This is a genomic window from Enterobacter cloacae complex sp. IR5450 (assembly GCF_049238665.1).
Lineage (GTDB): Bacteria > Pseudomonadota > Gammaproteobacteria > Enterobacterales > Enterobacteriaceae > Enterobacter > Enterobacter hormaechei_C.
In genome coordinates this window covers 75,653-95,043 of sequence record NZ_JBMKIC010000018.1, presented here as the reverse complement: position 1 = coordinate 95,043, position 19,391 = coordinate 75,653, and the positions used below count along the sequence as shown (strand labels likewise).

The window sequence follows — 19,391 nt, the reverse complement described above, 5'->3', positions numbered from 1 at the left end:
CTCAAAATCGCTGGAGCTGCATGACAAGGTCATCGGGCATTATCTGAACATAAAACACTATCAGTAAGTTGGAGTCATTACCAAGACATTGAAGGATTCTCCGAAAACCTACCTGTTGTAACTGTTGAGCTACTGTATTGCGTTGGCAGTCGGGTCTTAGACGCAGAATGCGTAAATTCATACTTTTGGCTTGAATCGCGTTGATGAATGTAACGATATATTTCAGGGGAAGCATGTGACTTTCAAAGGAGGTTTCGATGAAATCTGCACACCTGGTTTGCCTGCTCGTTTGCCTGATTTTCGCTGCGTTTGTTCACGCGCAGGAGAAGAGCGCTCCGGAGAAAGAGGCCCAGATAAAACAGCAGGTCATGAAAGATGTAAAGAAAACCTGTACCCCGCAGAAAAAGCAGAGCGATAAGGCCTGGCAGGCGATGATTTTGTCGTCTGAGGCCAATCAGCTGCTGATCAAAAACGCCATCACCGCCGTGAAGCGTGACAACCTGGACGCCTACTGGGATGCAGTCAGTCAGGTGGATTGTATGGAAGATTACTGAGGGTTGAGCGCCGGGTGGCGCCGCGCTTACCCGGCCTACATCACACGTTTAACGCTTCCGCACATCCGGAATAATCAAATCCCCGCGCAGAACGTAGGACCCGAGCATCTGCGTTTTCTCTGTCAGCCAGCTCACGATGCGCGCCGCCATGGCGTCCATGGAATACTCAATGGCCGGGATCACCGGAATACCCGGCAGATGCAGCGAACCGCCGAGGCTAAAGACCATGATGTCTTCCGGTACCGATTTATTAAACGCCTGTAACTGCGGGATCACCCGCTGGGCTTCCTGCTCATCCGCCACCAGCAGCGCGTTGAAGTTCAGCGTGGACGCGTTGTTGAGTAATTCCTGAAGCGCAACGGACGATGAAGTTGCGTCCATAAACACGAGGTTGCGATTAAAGGGCAGGAAGTTTTTCTCCAGCGCATGTTTATAACCCAACAGCACCTGATCGGCAAAGCCGCTGCCGTGCGGGTGGATGAGCGCTATCTGGCGACGCCCCTGGCTGGTGAGATAGTTGCAGGCCGTTTCAGCCGCGAACGCGTGATCGAACTGAATGCTGTTGGCGTTATCGGCTTCCATACAGTCGACCAGAATCACGTTGTCCATGTCCACGTCCAGCGGGAAACGCGCGCCAATCACCAGAATGTCATCACATAAGCCGCAGGAGAGTTCTTCAAGGGCGTTCATCACTTCTGTTTTCGTGTGTGCGAAACGCAGCAGCAGATGTTTTTGATGCTGGCTGAGGTGTTTTTCCAGCGCGTACAGGTAACCGGTGGTCTGGTTAATGTTTTCCTGCGCGCAAATCACCCCAATGCAGCCCGTCGACTGGCTCAGCAGCGACTGGGCGATCACGTTGGGACGATAGTTCAGCTCGTCCACCGCTTTCAGAACAGCCTGGCGGCTGGCTTCTTTAACGCCACGCGACCCGCTCAACACCCGTGATACCGTGGCTTTGGACACCCCGGCCAGACGCGATACATCGTTGATTGTAGACATCTCTCTCCCCTGTCAGACGCAACTGGCGTCTGTAATTTCCATCACCGCTACGGCTCACATTATAGCCAGAACGGAGTATATCCGTTTCCGTTTTCCATGGAAACCGATTTTCCGTTTCCACTCAATTTGATGCCAAAACAGCCAAATTATGTGACCCACATCCGGTTAATTAGCCTCATAAGTAAGGGATCTTGATGGTTGTCACACTTCTGTCTTTTATAAATGGAAACCGGTTTCCGTATCATGTCCAATCATCCTCGCAATAACTTTTTACATTTTGAGGATGGTTGTCGATGTTCAAGATTATGCTGTGCTGCTCTGCCGGGATGTCCACCAGCCTGCTGGTCAGCAAAATGATCGATGTTGCAAAAGAACGGGGCTTACCCGTGAAGATAGATGCGTATGGCGTATCCGAATTTGATACGCAGTTTCCGCACTATCAGGTGGTGCTTCTCGGACCGCAAGTGAAATACATGTTAAAGACACTCTCAGACAAGGCAGCGACGCAAGGCATTCCGGTGCAGCCCATCGACATGATGGATTACGGCATGCAGCGTGGCGATAAAGTACTGGACTATGCTCTGTCGCTTATCGAAGCGGCACACTAAAAGGTGTTCACATGAGTTCGTTATATCAATCTATGGTCGCGGTCATTGAGCAATCAATTACCCCGCTGGCCGCGAAGCTGGGTCAGCAAAAGTATGTGATTGCCATCCGCGACGGCTTTACCGCCGCGCTGCCGTTCATGATCATCGGCTCGTTTATGCTGGTGTTTATCTTCCCGCCGTTTTCGGCGGATACCACCAACAGCTTCGCCCGCGGCTGGCTGGATTTCTCCGAGACCTACCGCGAACAGCTGATGCTGCCCTTTAACCTCAGCATGGGCGTGATGACCTTCTTCATCTCGGTGGGGATTGGGGCGAGCCTGGGGCGTCAGTTTAACCTCGATCCGGTGATGTCCGGCCTGCTGGCCTTTATGGCCTTCCTGCTGGTCGCAGCACCCTATGCCGATGGCAAAATTTCGACCCAGTATCTCTCCGGCCAGGGGATCTTCACTGCGCTTATCACCGCGATCTACTCCACTCGCGTGTACGCGTGGCTGAAGCAGAACAACGTCACCATCCGCTTGCCGAAAGAGGTGCCGACCGGCGTGGCGCGTTCGTTTGAGATCCTGATCCCGGTGATGGTGGTGATCGGAACGCTGCACCCGCTGAACCTGTTCATTGAAGCGCAGACCGGGATGATCATCCCGCAGGCGATTATGCACCTGCTGGAGCCGCTGGTGTCGGCGTCTGACTCCCTGCCCGCGATTCTGCTCTCCGTGCTGCTGTGCCAGATCTTCTGGTTCGCGGGTATCCACGGCTCGCTGATTGTCACCGGCATCATGAACCCGTTCTGGATGGCGAACCTCTCGGCAAACCAGGCGGCGCTGGCGGCGGGCGCGGCGCTGCCGCACGTTTATCTGCAAGGTTTCTGGGATCACTACCTGCTGATTGGCGGCGTAGGCTCGACCCTGCCGCTGGCGTTCCTCCTGCTGCGTAGCCGCGTTACCCATCTGCGCACCATCGGCAAAATGGGCGTTGTGCCAAGCTTCTTTAACATCAACGAACCGATTCTGTTCGGCGCGCCGATCATCATGAACCCGATGCTGTTTATCCCGTTCGTGTTCGTTCCGCTGGTCAACGCCTGCCTGGCGTACGGCGCAACTAAACTCGGCTGGCTGGCTCAGGTGGTTTCGTTAACCCCTTGGACCACGCCCGCGCCGATTGGCGCCTCGTGGGCGGCGAACTGGGCGCTGAGCCCGGTGGTGATGTGCCTGGTCTGCATGGTGATGTCCGCCCTGATGTACCTGCCGTTCCTGCGCGCCTATGAGCGTACGCTGATTAAAAACGAAGAGCAGAAAGCCCAGGCTGCAACCGTGGGTGCCGCTGAAGCCACAAGCAATTAAGCAAAGAGGAAGGGTCATGAAATACGCATTTCCCGATAACTTCTGGTGGGGCAGCGCAAGCTCCGCTCTCCAGACGGAAGGGACACGAGAGGGTGAAACCACGTGGGACTACTGGTTTGCCCGCGAGCCGAACCGTTTTCACAACGGCGTGGGGCCGCAGCACACCTCCACGTTTTATCAGCACTGGAAAACGGACATTCAGCTGTTAAAGCAGCTGAACCACAACAGCTTTCGTACCTCGATTAGCTGGGCGCGCCTGATCCCCGACGGTATCGGTGAAGTGAACCCGGACGCGGTCGATTTTTACAATCAGGTTATTGATGAGCTGAATGAACAGGGCATCACGCCGTTTATCACCTTGTTCCATTTCGACATGCCGATGGCGATGCAGGAAATCGGCGGATGGGAAAACCGCGACGTGGTGGACGCTTACGCCCGCTATGCGCAGATATGCTTCGAGCTGTTCGGCGACCGCGTGCTGCACTGGTTTACCTTCAACGAGCCGATCGTGCCGGTGGAAGGCGGTTATCTGTATGACTTCCACTACCCCAACGTAGTGGATTTTCGTCGGGCAGCCACCGTGGCGTATCACACCGTGCTGGCCCATGCGAAGGCGGTTCAGGCCTACCGCGCCGGGCACTACGCGGGGGAGATCGGCATCGTGCTGAACCTGACGCCGTCTTACCCGCGCTCCCGGAACCCGGCAGACGTGAAGGCGGCGCACGTTGCGGATCTAATGTTTAACCGCAGCTTCCTCGACCCGGTCCTGCGCGGCGAATACCCGGCGGATCTGGTGGCGCTGCTGAAATCTTACGACCAGCTGCCCGCCTGCAAGCCGGAAGACGGTTTCCTGATTGCGGAAGGGAAAATCGACCTGCTCGGCATTAACTACTATCAGCCGCGTCGCGTGAAGTGTCGCGACAGCGCGGTGAACCCGCAGGCGCCGTTTATGCCGGAGTGGTTCTTTGATAGCTACGAGATGCCGGGCCGCAAGATGAACCCGTACCGCGGCTGGGAAATCTACGAGCCGGGTATTTACGATATTCTGGTTAACCTGCGCGACCATTACGGCAACCCCCGCTGCTTTATTTCGGAAAACGGCATGGGTGTCGAAAATGAGCAGCGCTTTATTGAAAACGGCCAGATTAACGATCAATACCGCATTGATTTTATTTCTGAGCATTTATCGTGGCTGCACAAAGGTATTAGCGAAGGCTGCAATTGCCTTGGCTACCATATGTGGACGTTTATTGATAACTGGTCGTGGTGTAATGCGTATAAAAACCGCTACGGTTTATTCAGCTCGATGTAGAGACGCAGCAGCGCACCATTAAAAAAAGCGGAGAGTGGTTTGCCGCCACCGCCTTAAATAATAGTTTTGATAAAGAGTAAAGATAATGATCGCACTAGAAGAAGCCGTAATGGAAATTATCGTCAACGCCGGGCAGTCCCGCAGCCTGTGCTTTGAAGCCCTGCACGCGGCGCGCCAGGGCAACCTTGACGAGGCCAAAAGCCTGCTGCGCGAAGCCGACGGCTACGCGCGCCAGGCGCACAAGATGCAGACCAAACTGATTGAGCAGGACGCGGGCGAAGCCCGCCAGCCGATGACCTTAATTATGGTGCACGCGCAGGATCATTTAATGAATTCGCTATTAGCGCGTGAATTATCTGAAGAGATTATTCATTTATATCAGAGATAGTCTATGGCGAAATAATTTAATGTAATACCTCTGTACCTAAAACTAGAAATCCACTTGTTCTGATGATAGCGACATATTCTGTCAGATCGGAGCGGGATGGTTATTGTCTGAATAAAATTAAACTATATTGAGATAACCATGAATACGATTAAAAAACTTCCATTAACCATGGCGGTTATCGCCGCGCTTTGCCCAATTTCCGTCCTCGCTCAGGAATTCACTCAGGAGCAAATCGACGCCATTGTGGCGAAAGCGGTGGATAAAGCCCTGGCCGAGCGTCAGGCTAAAATGGATGCGGCGGTCGCGAAAAAAGCGGACGTGGTGACCGAGCCGCAGAGCGCGGCGCAATCCCCGGATATGGCGATCCCGTTCGGGGTTAAATTTACCGGCTACGCCCGCTACGGCGCGCACTTCCAGGCTGCCGATCAGAAATACGTGGCTGTCGATGGCTCCTACAACGGCGCGTCCGCGATCGGTCGTCTGGGTAACGAAGGCAACGGCGGCGAGTTCCAGCTCTCCAAAGCTTTCAAGGGCGAAAACGGCGCCATCTGGGACATCAACGTGATGATCGACCACTGGGGCGACGAAGTTAACCTGAAAAAGGCCTACGCGGGGGTGACCAACATTATGGCCTCCAACCCGAACGCCTATTTCTGGGCCGGTCGCGACTTCCACCAGCGTCCGCAGCAGGGTATCAACGATTACTTCTGGATGAACCACGACGGCCAGGGCGCCGGGGTGAAGAACTTCGATATCGGCGGCGTGCAGTTTGACGTCGCTGCCGTGGCGGCAGTGGAATCCTGTAGCCCGGAAGTGATGGAAGACGAAGCGAACCCGTCACGCATCACCTGTACCGGCGGGTCCGGCACGGGCGACAAGGGCAACTACGCGGCCACCTCTAAAATCCACGGCATGAAGCTCGGTCCGCTGGATCTGGAGCTGTACGCCAACTACGGCTTTGATTCAAAAGCGGTAGAGAGCGACGAGCGTCTTAACGCCTGGCAGGGTGGCGTGGTGCTGAGCCACACAAACGACAGCGGCGTGAACAAGGTGATCGCCCGCTACTCCGATAATTCGGACAACAGCGTGTTCAATAAAACCGAAGACCTGACCACGGTCTACGCCAGCTTCGAAGGGCTGTACAAATTCACCCAGGCGACGCAGGTGGAGTACATCCTCGCCTTCCACGATTACGACAATAGCCGCGATAAGACCGACAACCGCAAGAACTACAATGCCATCGTGCGCCCGATGCACTGGTGGAACGACGTTCACTCCACCTGGCTGGAAGCGGGCTGGCAACACGTGGATTACGACAACGGCGGCGACAACAAGGGCTGGAAGTTGACCCTGTCGCAGAACATGTCTATCGCCATGGGGCCGGAGTTCCGCCCGATGCTGCGCTTCTACGTGACCGGCGGCAAGGTGGATAACGAACGCACCGCGCGCGTGAACAACACCAAAGATGAGACGCTGGACGACTTCAACGTCGGCGCGATGTGGGAGGCGTGGTTCTAAAGTAAAAGCAAAACGGCAACGAAAGTTGCCGTTTTTAGTGTTCGCTCCCTCTCCCCGTGGGAGAGGGCCGGGGTGAGGGCATCAGGCCGCACACAACCATGCTATGCTGTTGACCGAATTAACGACAACATAACAGGGGAGAACATGGGTTCCACACGCAAAGGGATGCTCAACGTCCTGATCGCCGCCGTTTTATGGGGCAGTTCCGGGGTTTGCGCGCAGTACATCATGGAGAAAAGCCACATTTCTTCGCCTTACCTGACCATGGTTCGTCTGCTGTTTACCGGCGTGATCCTGTTGACGCTCTCCTTCGTTCACGGCGACAAGATTTTCTCGGTCATCAAAAACCGCAAAGACGCCCTCAGCCTGCTGTTTTTCTCGCTGGTTGGCGCGCTCACCGTGCAGCTCACCTTCCTGCTGACGATTGAAAAATCCAACGCTGCGACGGCCACCGTGCTCCAGTTTCTGTCGCCGACCATTATCGTGGCATGGTTTGCGCTGGCGCGGAAAACGCGTCCCGGCATATTTGTCTTATCCGCGATTTTCACGTCGCTTGTGGGTACCTTCCTGCTGGTCACCCACGGCGACCCGACGTCGCTCTCCATCTCGCCTGCCGCGCTGTTCTTCGGTATCGCCTCAGCGTTTGCCGCGGCGTTTTACACCACCTATCCATCAACGCTTATAGCCCGCTACGGCACGCTGCCGATTGTCGGCTGGAGTATGTTGATTGCGGGATTAATGCTGACGCCGTTCTACGCCGGACGCGGCACCACCTTCGTGATCGACGGCGGCCTGCTGCTGGCGTTTTTCTACCTGGTGGTGATTGGCACCGCGCTGACGTTCAGCCTGTATCTGAAAGGCGCACAGATGATCGGCGGGCCGAAAGCGAGCATTCTGAGCTGCGCCGAACCGCTGAGCAGCGCGCTGCTGTCGGTGGTGTTGCTGGGGGTGGCATTCACCCTGCCGGACTGGCTGGGGACGCTGTTGATTGTGTCGTCGGTGGTGTTGATTTCGATGGATTCACGCAGAAGGGTTAAGGCATCGGCGTAGCCTGATGCCCTCACCCCAACCCTCTCCCACGGGAGAGGGAGAAAAGCACTACTTCGCCTTAACCTTCCCCGCCACCAGCAGCGCCGTCAGCAGCATCAGCGTGCCGGAAATCACCAGCGGTGACGTCAGCCCCAGATGGTCGAGCGCTACGCCGCCCACCGCCGCGCCGCAGGTGTTCGCCAGCTGGATCACCGCTACCTGAATCGACCCGGCTTTTTCCGCCTGATCGGCAAGCGAGCGGGTGATCCACGTCGACCAGCCCACCGGCACCAGCGCAAAGGCAAAGCCCCAGATAATCGCGATCGCCGAAGCCACCCACTTATCGCTACCCCACAACACCAGCACCGCGGCGCTGATCGCCAGCACCAGCGGGGCACCCGCCAGCGCCACCTTCAGGGAGCGCTTCAGGAACTGAGACGACAGTGAGGTGCCGACAAAACTGGCGATACCGAAGCTCAGGAGCACCAGCGTCAGGCCGTCCACGTCAAAGCCCGCCATGGTCATATACACCGGGCGGATATAGGTGAAGAAAGCAAACTGCCCGGCAAAGGCCATGAAGATGGCGGTCATCCCCGCCAGCACGCCCGGACGTTTCAGCAGCGCGAACATGTTCTGTTTGTGGTGCGCCGCTTCCCCCGGCAGGGACGGCAGCGCTTTCCACACCCAGATAATGCACAACACGCCCATCACCGCCGCCGCGTTGAACACGTTACGCCAGCCGATAATCCCGCCGAGGAAGCTGCCCAGCGGCGCGGCAATCACCAGCGCGATAGAGACCGCACCGAAGATAACGGAAAGCGCTTTTGGCACCGTCCGCGCGGGCACCAGGCGCATGGTCAGCGAGGCGGACATCGCCCAGAAGCCGCCTAACCCCAGCCCCAGGCAGGCGCGACCCAGCAGCAGCAGGGTGAAGCTTTCAGCGAAAGAGACCAGCAGGCAGGAGAGCGTCAGCAGCACGCTGAACAGAATGACCACTTTACGACGGTCAATGGTGCCGATCGCCTGAGTGATAAACAGGCTGGCGAACATCGCCACAAACGCGGTGACGGTAACGGACTGCCCCGCCACGCCCTCGGAAATGCCCAGATCCTGCGCCATCGGCGTCAGCAGGCTCACCGGTAGAAACTCGACGGTGATCAGGCAGGCGACGCAGAACGCCACGGAGAAAACCGCCGACCAGTTGGGGCGCGACACCTCTTTGGTCTGCGGTCTGGTTGTGGGCTGGATATGTTCTGTCATGGCATCACCTGAAGATAAAAACGTGCGGAAAAGTCGCGCAGTTTATCATCAAAAGTGTGACGAATTTAACGTTTCGACAACTTTTCTTGCATCGCTGCATTCGCCAGCCCAACGATCCACTCCTCGTGCCCGTTGATCATCGGATTCGGCACGGTGCGAGCAAGTTCCTGTGCAGGAACGCCTTTCTGCGACTCCTGAGTCAGAATACGGACGCGGTTTCCCGGCAAGTCTTCAAACAGCCAGGCGTGGATCACATCCAGACGCGAGCTGGCATCGCCCTCCACCCAGCCGTGCCAGGCGATCCGTGCGGCTTCGCCGTCAACGGGCGGAACATACTCCGTGACCTGCGCCTCAACCGGGAAGCCAAAGGTCGTAAAGCGGAAGCGGGCGTTGGCGCTCAGTTCCGGACCGCTGCCGTCGTGAAAACGAATATCTTCGGCGTTACTGTAGTAGTTCGGCCACAGGGTAGTGTCGTTAAGCTGCGCCCAAATCTCTTTTGCGCTCAGCCCGGCGACGATGATTTCGTTGGATGCAAAGTTATCGGTTGTGCCTGGCAGGTAGTCGTTTGGCCAGATAATGGCGGATTGTTTCATGGTTCACCTCATCAGCGAGTGGATGAAGTGATGGTGCGCCTGCGGCAGATATAAATCTAATGACGATGCTTTATACTCTTCATCACGTTTCGTGATATCAGTGCAGATAAAACACGCCCTCTTCCGGGAGGAAAAGCTGGTTATAGCGCAGCTGGAAGGCGTCAAGCTCCTGCGGATCGGGCTCTATCTCGCGCATGAAGCCGAGCGCGAGGCGGATTTGCGCATCGGTGATCGGTGCGGCCAGGCGGGCTTTACGCAGCATGCGGTGCCAGGTATGCAGATTCTCTTCGCTACCGTCGACGATGCAGACCTGCCAGATAAGCAGGACCTGGGCGGCGTTTTGCAGGTGCGCTTCGTCTGGGCGCTCAAGGTAGCGGATAAACTCATTGCCCGGCGTTTTACCGAACTGGTCGATCATCGATTCTACCGGCATCGGGGTGATACCCAGCCGTTCGCTCAAGCGTTTGATGGCGCGGCGGGAATCCGAGGTCAGGACACGAAACCCAACTACAAACACCACGGCAAGCGTTGCCAGCATTATCCAGACCATGCGTTCTCCTTAGACTAGCCGCCCATCATAGCGGGAAACGCAACGCGTCGACAGCGGGCAGCGCCATAATAGTGAACGGAAAAGAGGTAGCAAAACATCATGAAAGCGGATCTGCGCACGCTGGATCTAAACCTGCTGAAAACGCTTGACGCTCTGCTGGATGAACGCAGCGTCACCCGCGCGGCGGCGCGTCTTGCTCTGACCCAGCCCGCCGTGAGCGGCATGCTCAACCGCCTGCGGGACTACTTCGACGATCCGCTCTTTATCCGCGCCCCGCACGGCATGGTGCCAACCACGCGCGCGGAAGCGCTGGCCGCTCCGGTGAAGCGCATTCTCGCGGATATCGACGTGCTGCTTCAGCCCGTTGCCTTTGACCCAAATACCGCTCGCCTCACCTTCACTCTTGCCGCTACGGATTATGCACTTCGGGCGGTTGTTGTGCCGTTTATCGCCGCCCTTAAAACACAGGCGCCTGGCATACGCGTGCGCGTGGTGCCCGTTACCCCCGGTAGCCTTGTCAGCCAGCTTGAGCAGGGCGCAATTGACGTAGCGCTTATCACCCCCCACACCACGCCCGATGAGCTTCACAGCCGTGCGCTTTATGATGAACGGTACGTATGCATGATGCGCGCCGATCATCCAAACGCCGGAGAGCCAATGACGTTAGACCGATTTTGCGCCCTTGAGCATGTGCTGGTCTCTTACGAGGGAGACGGCTTTCGCGGGGTAACCGATAGCGCGCTGGAGAAAACTGGCCGGACGCGGCACGTGGGGCTCTCGGTGAGCCACTTTTTGGTTCTGCCGGACGTGCTGGCCCTCAGCGATATGATTGCCGTCGTGCCGTCACGCATCGCGGAAAATCAGACGGGGATGTTCATCTGCGAGACGCCAGTTCCCGTGCCAGGCTTTACCAAGAGCATGGCCTGGCACGGCAGAACGCACCGCAATCCCGCGCAGGCGTGGCTGCGCGGGCTGTTGCTGCAAACCAGTCAGCGGGCCTGAAGCCCCTTAAGCAGCGCCTCGTGGAAGCGCTCAGGATCCTGCATCTGCGGCGCATGGCCCATGTCGTTAAATTCCACCAGCGTAGCGTGCGGGATGCGCTTCGCCGTCTCCTTTCCCAGCACCGCATAGTTGCCGAGCGTTTTGCGGATCTCAGGCGGGACGAGATCCTTCCCGATGGCGGTGTTGTCCTTCGTGCCGATCATCAATAATACCGGCATCTTCAGCTCGTTAAATTCATAGACGACCGGCTGGGTATAAATCATGTCGTAGAGCAGCGCCGAGTTCCACGCCACGCGCGCTTTGCCTGGCCCGTTGTTTAACCCGGCAAGCATGGTGACCCAGCGCTCGTACTCCGGCTTCCACTCCCCGGCGTAGTAGGTGTTTTTCTCGTACTGACGAATGCCGTCGGCGCTGACTTTCAGCTCGCGCTGGTACCACTGGTCGACCGTAATATGCGGCACGCCGCGCGCTTTCCAGTCCTCCAGGCCTATCGGGTTGACCATCACCAGCTGCTGCACCTGCTGCGGCCACATCAGCGCGTAGCGGGTCGCCAGCATGCCGCCGGTCGAGTGGCCGATAACCGTGACGCGATCGACGCCCAGCGTTTTCAGCAGCGCGTGGGTGTTATCCGCCAGCTGCTGGAAGGTGTACTGATAATGCTCCGGCTTGGTGGATTTGCAGAAGCCGATCTGGTCGGGTGCGATCACGCGATACCCGCTGGCTGAAAGCGCGCGGATCGTGCCGTCCCAGGTACCGGCGCAGAAGTTTTTGCCGTGCATCAGCACCACGGTGCGGCCGTTGGGTTTTTCCGGCTTCACGTCCAGGTAAGCCATATCCAGAGGCTGGTTCTGCGAGGTAAAGGTAAAGTGTTTTACCGGCCAGCCGTAGTCAAAACCTTCCAGCTTCTCGCCGTAGGTAGGTGCATTCGCGGCCATTGCGGGGGAGGCCAGCGCCATCAGCAGCGCCAGGCAGGACAATCGTCGGGTTAACATGCAAGCTCTCCGTTAGCAAAAGGGGCTAAGGCTGCACGAAAGGCGGCAGCAAAAACACTGTAGAGCATGGAGAAGGGTGAGTGTGTAAAGCGGGGTAAAGGTGTGGCGTACAAATAAAAAAGCCCGGCATCACACACCGGGCAAAGAAGTTACCTGCACACTCAGGCTACTTTTAATTTCTGCGCACGATTCTCACGGCGAATTTTACGTTCTTCCAGCACCGCGACCATCGCCATCAGGACGATACAGCCGATCGCTGCCGCATCCAGCGCCGCGAAGGTGCCCGCCCAGCCGGTGAGGCCGAAAATCGGCGTGCCGTCGGCGATCATCCCCAGGCCCAGCTTGGCGAAGCTGTCGCCGATCAGGTAGGCGAAGGTGCCCTTAATCCCATCGGCGGCGCCGATCGCTTTTTTCGGGACAAAGCCAACCGCCGCCACGCCGATCAGCAGCTGCGGACCGAACACCAGGAAGCCGAGCGCGAACAGGGACGCCAGGTAAACGTACTGGTTGCTGGCGTGCTGGTAAACGCCGAGCGTGGCGATAATCAGCGCCAGCGCGACGCAGGCCACCAGCGCACGACGGCCGTTGGCGAGGTCGGAGAGCCAGCCCCACAGCAGCGTGCCGACCAGCGCGCCCACTTCAAACAGGGTAAAGCCCTGAATCGCAACCTCTTTAGAAAGCTTCAACTCCTGGAAGGCATACACGGTGGACCACTGGTCGATACCGATACGCACCACGTACAGGAAGATGTTCGAGAAGCACAGCAGCCAAATCACTTTGTTTTTCAGCACGTACTCAACAAAGATCTGCCATTTGGTCATCTCGTTCTCTTCGGTCTCTTTGTCCTCTTCGCTGATCTCCTCGCCGAACAGCTCTTCGGCTTTGCCGAGGCCGTACGATTCCGGGGAGTCGCTGCCGTAGCGAAGGCCGATAAAGCCGACGATCAGGGCGATAATCGACGGGAAGATAAACATGCCGATCACATGGCCGTCGAACAGGTAGTTTGCGCCGAACAGCGCTACGCCAGCCGCGCCCGCCCCGCCGAGGTTGTGGGAGATGTTCCACATGCCGAGGTAGGAACCACGCTTGCGGCGCGGGGTCCATTTGGTAATGGTGGAGTAGCTGCACGACCCGCCGGTACTCTGGAAGAAACCGCTCAGGGCGTAGAAGGCGATCATCAGGAACAGGCTAACGGACCCCGCGCCCATGCTGGCGCTGAAGCCGAGCATACAGATGGCGGAGAGGATCAGCATAAACGGCAGGAATTGCTTGGTGTTTTTGCCGTCCGCATAGTACGAGACAACCGTTTTCCCCACGCCGTAGGTGATGGAAAAGCCCAGGCCAATCATCCCCAGTTGGGTCATGCTCAGCCCGTAGGTCGAGATCATGTCGTTCTGCGCGATGTTAAAGTTTTTGCGGATCAGATACATGGTCAGGTAGCCGATGAAGACCACCAGATAAGACTGCATGAACGGTTTGAACCACATCTTGCGCCGCACGTCGAGCGGCAGATCCAGGGTCGGCTTGCGCACCTGGTTTAAGAAGGCCAGCATGGTTGGTTTACTCCTGAGCTGATTTTTGCAGCATTGTAAAAACCAGCCAGGAGAGATGCCTGAGACAGCGTCCAGGTGAAACCGGGAAAATTTCTTAGTTTTGCGCGTCTCGGCAGCAAAAGGTGAGGCGCGTCACGCTTCGCGCGGCGCCTGCGCGTGCAAAAACGGCAGTAAAAGCAGGGCGGAGATGCCCGCCGCGATGGCGATCACCGCGAAGAACCCGCTCCAGTGCCAGATGTCGATCACCCGCGCCAGCGGCCAGCCGGAGAGCGATGCGCCAAGATAGGCAAACAGCCCGACAAAGCCCGTCGCCGCGCCGGCCGCCTCTTTGTGGGAACACTCCGCCGCCGCCATGCCGATCAGCATCTGCGGGCCAAAGACGAAAAATCCGATGGTGAAGAAGCACGCCGCCTGCATCACGTAGCTGGCGAACGGCATCAACCATAGTGAGCCGACGGAGAGCAAGATCCCGGCGGCAAAAATCAGGTTCATCGGGCCGCGGTTGCCGTTGAACAGCTTGTCCGAGCCCCAGCCCGCCACCAGCGCGCCGATAAACCCGCCCAGTTCAAACATGGTCACCGCCGAGTTGGCGGTCACCAGATCCACGCCGAGCGTCTCGGACATGTACAGATTGCCCCAGTCGTTAATGGCCGCGCGCACCACGTAGACCAGCACGTAGCAGAGCGACAGCAGCCAGATGTAGGGGTTTTTCAGCACGTATTTGGTGAGGATCTCCTGGCGGGACAGCCCGGCCCCTTCCTGCTGCTGGGCGATCTCCATCTCGTCGTGCCGCCAGTCGCCCACCGGTGGAAGGCCGACGGTCTGCGGCCTGTCGCGCAGGCGCCAGCAGAGGAACAGCCCGGCAATAATCGCCAGGCCACCGGCAATCATCATCCCCGCGCGCCAGCCGTAGTGCAGCGCCGCGGCACCCACCACCATCGGGATCAGCGCCCCGCCGACGTTATGCGCGGTGTTCCATATCGCCCACCAGCCGCCACGCTCGTTGCGTGAGTACCAGGCGGTCAGCAGGCGGGCGCAGACCGGCGCGCCCCAGCCCTGGAAAAAGGCGTTCAGCGCCCACAGCAGGGCGAAGGCCCAGAGCGAGGTGGAGAAGCCAAACAGAATATTCACCACGCCGGTGGCGATCAGCCCGACGCCCATAAAATAACGCGCGTTGGAGCGATCGCTGACGATGCCGGAGAAGAACTTCGACAGGCCGTAGGTGATATAAAACAGCGTCGCCAGCAGGCCGATATCGGTGCGGGTCATCACGCCGCTCGCGAGGATCTCCGGCGCGGCGGCGTTGAAGCTTTTGCGGGTAAAGTAGAACAGCGCGTAGCCGAGCCAGATGGTAATCAGGATATGGCGACGCCAGTAGCGGTAGCGGGAGTCGATTTCCGCTTTGTTGCTTAGCGGGGCGGCGCTGGCGGGGGTTTTAAACATGATGCGTCCTTAACGGCAAACTGACGCTGACGCGCGTCCCGTGGGTGCAGGAGAGGCTCAGCGTGCCGCCAAGCGCCTTTACGCGCTCGCGCATGCCCGCCAGGCCAAAGCCCTGCTGGCCGGAGCCCGGCGGCAGGCCGCAGCCGTCGTCTTCAATCACCAGCATCAGGCGCTCGTCCTGCTGCCAGCCCTGGATCGTGACCGCGCTGGCACTGGCATGTTTGACGATATTGTTCAGCCCCTCCTGACAGACGCGGAACAGGGTTACGCGCTGGCCTTCGCTCAGCGCAGATTCGTTAATTCGCCAGTCGAGATGGCTGACAATGCCGCGGCTTTCCAGCTCCATCTCGCGCATCAGGGAGCGTACCGCCTGCTCCAGGGAGAGATCGTCAAGCTGGCGCGGGCGCAGCCGCCCTAACAGGCGACGAACGGAATCATAGACGCCCAGCGAAAGCTGTTCGATATGCGCCCCGCCCTGCTTCACGCCCGCGTTTTCTGCCGCCAGGCGCTGAACAATGCCCGCCTGGGTACGGATGGCGGTGATGGTTTGGCCGATGTCGTCGTGCAGCTCGCGGGCAACCTCTTGCCGCACGCTCTCTTCCGTCTCCAGCAGACGCTCCGCCAGACGGCGGTTGCGCGCCAGCTCGTTTTGCAGGGACTGGTTCAGCTCGCGCAGGCGCTGTATGCCCGCGCCGAGCAGCAACCCGGTCAGGCTCTGGGCCAGCAGGGAAAGCAGTAAATCTACCGGATGATCGTGCCAGGTCTGGCTGGCAATCAGCGCGATGGCGTTCATCAGCGTGGCGATCAATGCGCCCTGCCAGCCGTAGTGCCAGGCAAGGGCGATGATCGGCAGCGCCAGACAAAACGGCGTGAAGCGTGAAAGCTCGGCGGGCAGACCAAGCTGGAGCCACAGGCTCACCACAAACAGCAGCAGATACCAGATCAGGTGCCGGGCGCGCCAGTTCACCGGCTGGGAGACCAGCGCCGGGCCGAGCGGCTGCCAGACAGTGCTTGTAAGATAATGCCAGATCACAAGGCAGGTCGGGGCCAGCGTCAGGCCGCCGGTAAGGGTCAGCAGCAGGGCGTTAAGCACCTCCTTTTCACCCACCCACGGCAGGGACTGCAACAGCGCGGCGGCAATTAGCGCCGCCCCCTGACGCAGCAGCGTGCGCCAGTCGCGCTGGTGACGATAGCGGGAAATGAGGGCGACCGGGATAAGCGTGAGCAGGCTTCCGGTCATCAATAACGGCAGATGCGCCAGCGCCACTTCCTGCGCCAGCCAGATCAGCATCAGCCACTCTGCGCCCAGCAGCACCGGCCAGTAGCCGCGCGGGCATTGCAGCATCAGCCCCAGACGCAGGCCAAAGGGGAACAGCAGCACCGCCAGCTCCGGGCGTTCCACCAGATGCAGGCTGATACTCCACAGGCAGAACCACGCGGCGGAGAAGATAAAAAAGCTGGCGACAACGGCGATCAGCCGCGAAAAAAGGGAGTTCATTGCCAGCTGTCAAACATACGGCGCGCCAGCTCGACATCGTTACTGACGTTGAGTTTTTCCATCAGGTTGGCGCGATGAACGTGAACGGTCTTTGGCGACAATCCCAGCTCTACGGCAATCTCTTTCACCGACATGCCCTGGGCAAGTTTCTCTGCCACCTGACGCTCGCGTCTGGTGAGTGGATCCTGCCGTCCCGCCGCCAGCTTGATGGCGATATCCGGCGTCAGGTAGCAGCCGCCGGTGGAGACGGTGCGCACGGCGGCGATCAGCTCATCCGGGCTACAGCGTTTTGAGAGGAACCCGCGCGCCCCCGCGTTGAGCGCCTGCTCGACCAGCGCCGGGCTGTCGTGGACCGAGAGCATAATGGTCGCCATTCCTTTCGGCAGCTGGCTTAACAGCTCAAGCCCGGAGAGATCCGGCATTGAGATATCGCAGATACAGACCTGCACCCCGCGCCCCGGCAGGCCCGCCAGCGCCTCGCGACCGGAGCCAAACTCGGCCACGACCTGGAAATCCGGTTCGAGGTTGAGAAGCTGGGCAAAGCCGGAGCGGACGATAAGGTGGTCGTCAATAAGGGCGATGGTGGTCATGTGTGTTCCTGCGGTCTGAAAAAGCCGGATGGCGCTGCGCTTATCCGGCCTACAAGAGCGAAAGACGCTTACCTTAAGCGATCTATTCGAAGAACACCGCAATTTTGTTAAACATGGTGGGATCGGACTGGTTGCGCGCCACGTTGGTGACGTCTTCCAGCTTGTCGATCTGCGCTATCATCTGCTCCAGACGCTGGTCGTCGTTGACCAGTAGCCAGATTCGGCTGTGCTCGCTGCCCTGAATTGGCAGGCAGAGAATGCCTTCCACGTTAAATGCCCGGCGGGCAAACAGCCCGCAGACGTGGGTCATGACGCCAGGGTGGTTGCGGACGGTGAGTTCCAGAATGACGTTATCATGTTGTTTCTGCATGGCTTATTCTCCCACCATCTCAGTATTTGCCGCACCCGGCGGCACCATCGGATACACTTTTTGTTCAGGGTCGATACGCACGTGGATCAACGCCGGGCCAGGGCGAGAAATCGCATCCTGCAACGCCGCGTGGGCATCTTCTTCGGCGTTCAGATCGCAGGTGTGCAGGCCAAAACCAGCGGCAATCTGCATGAAGTTGATCATCCCCGGATAGGTCGCCGCAAACACGCCCTGCTTATAGAACAGGCTCTGCTGCTGGTGTACCAGACCCAGCGCCTCGTTGTTCATCAGAATGATTTTGACGTCTAACTGGTTTTCGGCCGCCGTCGCCATCTCCTGAATATTCATCATCAGGCTGCCGTCACCGGAGAAGCAGATCACCTTACGGTCCGGGTTGGCGAGCGCCGCGCCAACCGCTGCTGGCAGGCCGAAGCCCATGGTGCCAAGGCCGCCGGAGGTCAGCCACTGGCACGGGCGGTTCAGCGGATACGCCTGGGCAGTCCACATCTGATGCTGGCCGACGTCGGTGGTGATAATCGCGCTGTCATCCACGCAGGCGGCAACAGCGTTGATAAGACCATAGTGGCTCAGCGGGTCGCCCTCGGTTGGGATAGCGCCCGGGAACTCGCGTTGCAGATCGGCCACCAGCTGGCGCCAGTCGGCGCGGTCGGTTGCCACCGTCTGCGGGATCAGCTGCGCCAGCACCTCGGCCACGTCGCCCTGGATCGCCACGTGCGGCTGCTTGATTTTACCCAGCTCGGCGCGGTCGATATCCACGTGAATGATTTTGGCGTTCGGGCAGAACTGCTCGGTTTTGCCAATCGCCCGGTCATCAAAACGCGCCCCCATAACTATCAGCAAATCCGCCTCTTGCAGGATGTAGTTGGTGCTGCGCGCGCCGTGCATGCCCAGCATCCCTAAAGACAATGGATGCGCTTTGGGCAGCATACCCAGCGCCATCAGGGTCATGGTGGTCGGCAGGTTGGCTTTTTCCGCAAACTGGCGGATTTCATCCGCGGCGTTGATCGCCCCGCCGCCCAGATACAGCACCGGGCGTTTGGCGGCGTTGATCATTGCCGCCGCATCGCGCACGCTCTCAGCGCTGAACTCCGGCGCGGGGGCACGCTCGCCCGGCTCCGGCAGAATGTCGATCTCGATCTCTGCGGTCTGGACATCCTTAGGAATGTCTATCCACACCGGGCCCGGGCGGCCAGACTGCGCAATGCGGAACGCATCGCTGATAACCTGAGGCAGCTCGCTGATATCGCGAACTAAATAGTTATGTTTGGTGATGGGGATAGAGATGCCGTAGGTGTCGACTTCCTGGAACGCATCGGTGCCGATCATCGAGGACGGCACCTGGCCGGTAATGCAGATCAGCGGAATGGAGTCGAGACGCGCGTCGGCGATGGCGGTCACCAGGTTAGTGGCGCCCGGCCCGCTACAGGCCATACAGACCGCCGGTTTACCCTGGGTACGCGCCATGCCCTGGGCGATAAAGCCTGCGCCCTGCTCGTGGCGCGCCAGCACGTGGCGGATCTGTGTGCTTTGGCTTAACGCATCATACAGCGGCAGTACGGTCCCACCCGGGATGCCCGCAACGGTGGTGATGCCCTGTCGTTCCAGTAAATGAACAATCAGCTGCGCGCCTGTAAAATGCGTCTTGGTGGATGTTGTGCCCGAACTTGCCATGCTCCAGTCCTTTTCTTCTGAGCCAGCCTTCCGGGGAGGGTCCTAAACGAAAAACCCCGCCCGGTTTGCGCCGGCGGGGTTTTGGATTCGTGTGTTGATC

Annotated in this window: 19 protein-coding genes and 1 pseudogene; 9 read left to right on the top strand and 11 right to left on the bottom strand. The window is 58.7% G+C overall.

Annotated elements, in window-relative coordinates:
• Both ACOTYB_RS15020 and ACOTYB_RS15015 read left to right on the top strand, forming a co-directional pair.
• The coding region (locus tag ACOTYB_RS15020) for an IS1 family transposase (protein WP_421765773.1) at positions 1-67 on the top strand (67 nt) is incomplete at its 5' end.
• Between the two features lie 190 nt (positions 68-257).
• The gene (locus ACOTYB_RS15015) at positions 258-554 is read left to right on the top strand and encodes a YicS family protein (RefSeq protein ID WP_047055118.1); all 297 of its coding nucleotides are present in this window, start codon (positions 258-260) and stop codon (positions 552-554) included.
• A gap of 48 nt (positions 555-602) precedes the next feature.
• Here ACOTYB_RS15015 and ACOTYB_RS15010 read toward each other — a convergent pair whose 3' ends face one another.
• A complete protein-coding gene (locus tag ACOTYB_RS15010; RefSeq protein WP_003861033.1) occupies positions 603-1,553 on the bottom strand; it encodes a LacI family DNA-binding transcriptional regulator in 951 nt (316 codons plus the stop codon).
• A gap of 293 nt (positions 1,554-1,846) precedes the next feature.
• On the opposite strand from ACOTYB_RS15010, the gene ACOTYB_RS15005 reads away from it, so the two are divergent.
• The 6 genes and pseudogenes from ACOTYB_RS15005 (at position 1,847) to ACOTYB_RS14980 (ending at position 7,769) form a co-directional block, all read left to right on the top strand.
• A complete protein-coding gene (locus ACOTYB_RS15005) occupies positions 1,847-2,161 on the top strand; it encodes a PTS sugar transporter subunit IIB (RefSeq protein WP_003861034.1) in 315 nt (104 codons plus the stop codon).
• An 11-nt stretch (positions 2,162-2,172) separates the two neighbouring features.
• Positions 2,173-3,501: a PTS cellobiose transporter subunit IIC gene (locus tag ACOTYB_RS15000; RefSeq protein WP_003861036.1), complete on the top strand. Its 1,329-nt coding sequence runs from the start codon at positions 2,173-2,175 to the stop codon at positions 3,499-3,501.
• 16 nt (positions 3,502-3,517) lie between these two features.
• Positions 3,518-4,893 (top strand): annotated as a pseudogene (locus ACOTYB_RS14995) (glycoside hydrolase family 1 protein).
• 5 nt (positions 4,894-4,898) lie between these two features.
• Complete coding sequence (locus ACOTYB_RS14990; protein WP_014168006.1) at positions 4,899-5,201, top strand: PTS lactose/cellobiose transporter subunit IIA; 303 nt, start codon at positions 4,899-4,901, stop codon at positions 5,199-5,201.
• A gap of 138 nt (positions 5,202-5,339) precedes the next feature.
• A complete protein-coding gene (locus ACOTYB_RS14985; RefSeq protein ID WP_022650103.1) occupies positions 5,340-6,719 on the top strand; it encodes a carbohydrate porin in 1,380 nt (459 codons plus the stop codon).
• A 144-nt stretch (positions 6,720-6,863) separates the two neighbouring features.
• A complete protein-coding gene (locus tag ACOTYB_RS14980; RefSeq protein ID WP_023315096.1) occupies positions 6,864-7,769 on the top strand; it encodes an EamA family transporter in 906 nt (301 codons plus the stop codon).
• A gap of 48 nt (positions 7,770-7,817) precedes the next feature.
• Here ACOTYB_RS14980 and nepI read toward each other — a convergent pair whose 3' ends face one another.
• From nepI to ACOTYB_RS14965, 3 genes are all read right to left on the bottom strand, one after another.
• The gene (nepI, locus tag ACOTYB_RS14975; protein WP_022650101.1) at positions 7,818-9,008 is read right to left on the bottom strand and encodes a purine ribonucleoside efflux pump NepI; all 1,191 of its coding nucleotides are present in this window, start codon (positions 9,006-9,008) and stop codon (positions 7,818-7,820) included.
• A gap of 65 nt (positions 9,009-9,073) precedes the next feature.
• Positions 9,074-9,601, bottom strand: a complete 528-nt coding sequence (locus ACOTYB_RS14970) for an SRPBCC domain-containing protein (RefSeq protein WP_220153464.1) — start codon at positions 9,599-9,601, stop codon at positions 9,074-9,076.
• A 97-nt stretch (positions 9,602-9,698) separates the two neighbouring features.
• On the bottom strand, positions 9,699-10,151 hold the full coding sequence (locus tag ACOTYB_RS14965) for a DUF1198 domain-containing protein (RefSeq protein WP_003861042.1): 453 nt from the start codon (positions 10,149-10,151) through the stop codon (positions 9,699-9,701).
• A 99-nt stretch (positions 10,152-10,250) separates the two neighbouring features.
• Here ACOTYB_RS14965 and ACOTYB_RS14960 point away from each other — a divergent pair, with 99 nt between their 5' ends.
• Positions 10,251-11,153, top strand: coding sequence for a LysR family transcriptional regulator (locus ACOTYB_RS14960; RefSeq protein WP_126524462.1), 903 nt, complete (start codon positions 10,251-10,253; stop codon positions 11,151-11,153).
• Here ACOTYB_RS14960 and ACOTYB_RS14955 read toward each other — a convergent pair.
• From ACOTYB_RS14955 to ilvB, 7 genes are all read right to left on the bottom strand, one after another.
• Positions 11,141-12,145 carry an alpha/beta fold hydrolase gene (locus tag ACOTYB_RS14955; RefSeq protein ID WP_126524461.1) on the bottom strand — a complete coding sequence of 335 codons (1,005 nt, stop codon included), beginning with the start codon at positions 12,143-12,145 and terminating at the stop codon, positions 11,141-11,143. The genes ACOTYB_RS14960 and ACOTYB_RS14955 overlap by 13 nt on opposite strands.
• A 161-nt stretch (positions 12,146-12,306) precedes the next feature.
• Positions 12,307-13,698 (bottom strand): hexose-6-phosphate:phosphate antiporter, encoded by a 1,392-nt coding sequence (gene uhpT, locus ACOTYB_RS14950; RefSeq protein ID WP_045342660.1) that lies wholly within the window; start codon positions 13,696-13,698, stop codon positions 12,307-12,309.
• A 132-nt stretch (positions 13,699-13,830) separates the two neighbouring features.
• Complete coding sequence (locus ACOTYB_RS14945) at positions 13,831-15,141, bottom strand: MFS transporter (protein ID WP_045342659.1); 1,311 nt, start codon at positions 15,139-15,141, stop codon at positions 13,831-13,833.
• Positions 15,134-16,639 carry a signal transduction histidine-protein kinase/phosphatase UhpB gene (gene uhpB / locus ACOTYB_RS14940; protein WP_003861052.1) on the bottom strand — a complete coding sequence of 502 codons (1,506 nt, stop codon included), beginning with the start codon at positions 16,637-16,639 and terminating at the stop codon, positions 15,134-15,136. The genes ACOTYB_RS14945 and uhpB overlap by 8 nt, the downstream gene beginning before the upstream one ends.
• The gene (uhpA, locus tag ACOTYB_RS14935; RefSeq protein ID WP_003861054.1) at positions 16,636-17,229 is read right to left on the bottom strand and encodes a transcriptional regulator UhpA; all 594 of its coding nucleotides are present in this window, start codon (positions 17,227-17,229) and stop codon (positions 16,636-16,638) included. Before uhpA ends, uhpB begins: the two co-directional genes overlap by 4 nt.
• Positions 17,230-17,311: 82 nt before the next feature.
• A complete protein-coding gene (gene ilvN / locus ACOTYB_RS14930; protein WP_003861055.1) occupies positions 17,312-17,599 on the bottom strand; it encodes an acetolactate synthase small subunit in 288 nt (95 codons plus the stop codon).
• 3 nt (positions 17,600-17,602) lie between these two features.
• On the bottom strand, positions 17,603-19,291 hold the full coding sequence (gene ilvB, locus ACOTYB_RS14925; protein ID WP_421765834.1) for an acetolactate synthase large subunit: 1,689 nt from the start codon (positions 19,289-19,291) through the stop codon (positions 17,603-17,605).
• Positions 19,292-19,391 lie beyond the last annotated feature (100 nt).

What these genes read in the sequence shown, in the direction of transcription:
- ACOTYB_RS15015 (WP_047055118.1), top strand. Translation starts at nt 258, where the DNA reads ATGAAATCTGCACACCTGGTTTGCCTGCTCGTTTGCCTGATTTTCGCT.
- ACOTYB_RS15010 (WP_003861033.1), bottom strand. Translation starts at nt 1,553, where the DNA reads ATGTCTACAATCAACGATGTATCGCGTCTGGCCGGGGTGTCCAAAGCC.
- ACOTYB_RS15005 (WP_003861034.1), top strand. Translation starts at nt 1,847, where the DNA reads ATGTTCAAGATTATGCTGTGCTGCTCTGCCGGGATGTCCACCAGCCTG.
- ACOTYB_RS15000 (WP_003861036.1), top strand. Translation starts at nt 2,173, where the DNA reads ATGAGTTCGTTATATCAATCTATGGTCGCGGTCATTGAGCAATCAATT.
- ACOTYB_RS14990 (WP_014168006.1), top strand. Translation starts at nt 4,899, where the DNA reads ATGATCGCACTAGAAGAAGCCGTAATGGAAATTATCGTCAACGCCGGG.
- ACOTYB_RS14985 (WP_022650103.1), top strand. Translation starts at nt 5,340, where the DNA reads ATGAATACGATTAAAAAACTTCCATTAACCATGGCGGTTATCGCCGCG.
- ACOTYB_RS14980 (WP_023315096.1), top strand. Translation starts at nt 6,864, where the DNA reads ATGGGTTCCACACGCAAAGGGATGCTCAACGTCCTGATCGCCGCCGTT.
- nepI (WP_022650101.1), bottom strand. Translation starts at nt 9,008, where the DNA reads ATGACAGAACATATCCAGCCCACAACCAGACCGCAGACCAAAGAGGTG.
- ACOTYB_RS14970 (WP_220153464.1), bottom strand. Translation starts at nt 9,601, where the DNA reads ATGAAACAATCCGCCATTATCTGGCCAAACGACTACCTGCCAGGCACA.
- ACOTYB_RS14965 (WP_003861042.1), bottom strand. Translation starts at nt 10,151, where the DNA reads ATGGTCTGGATAATGCTGGCAACGCTTGCCGTGGTGTTTGTAGTTGGG.
- ACOTYB_RS14960 (WP_126524462.1), top strand. Translation starts at nt 10,251, where the DNA reads ATGAAAGCGGATCTGCGCACGCTGGATCTAAACCTGCTGAAAACGCTT.
- ACOTYB_RS14955 (WP_126524461.1), bottom strand. Translation starts at nt 12,145, where the DNA reads ATGTTAACCCGACGATTGTCCTGCCTGGCGCTGCTGATGGCGCTGGCC.
- uhpT (WP_045342660.1), bottom strand. Translation starts at nt 13,698, where the DNA reads ATGCTGGCCTTCTTAAACCAGGTGCGCAAGCCGACCCTGGATCTGCCG.
- ACOTYB_RS14945 (WP_045342659.1), bottom strand. Translation starts at nt 15,141, where the DNA reads ATGTTTAAAACCCCCGCCAGCGCCGCCCCGCTAAGCAACAAAGCGGAA.
- uhpB (WP_003861052.1), bottom strand. Translation starts at nt 16,639, where the DNA reads ATGAACTCCCTTTTTTCGCGGCTGATCGCCGTTGTCGCCAGCTTTTTT.
- uhpA (WP_003861054.1), bottom strand. Translation starts at nt 17,229, where the DNA reads ATGACCACCATCGCCCTTATTGACGACCACCTTATCGTCCGCTCCGGC.
- ilvN (WP_003861055.1), bottom strand. Translation starts at nt 17,599, where the DNA reads ATGCAGAAACAACATGATAACGTCATTCTGGAACTCACCGTCCGCAAC.
- ilvB (WP_421765834.1), bottom strand. Translation starts at nt 19,291, where the DNA reads ATGGCAAGTTCGGGCACAACATCCACCAAGACGCATTTTACAGGCGCG.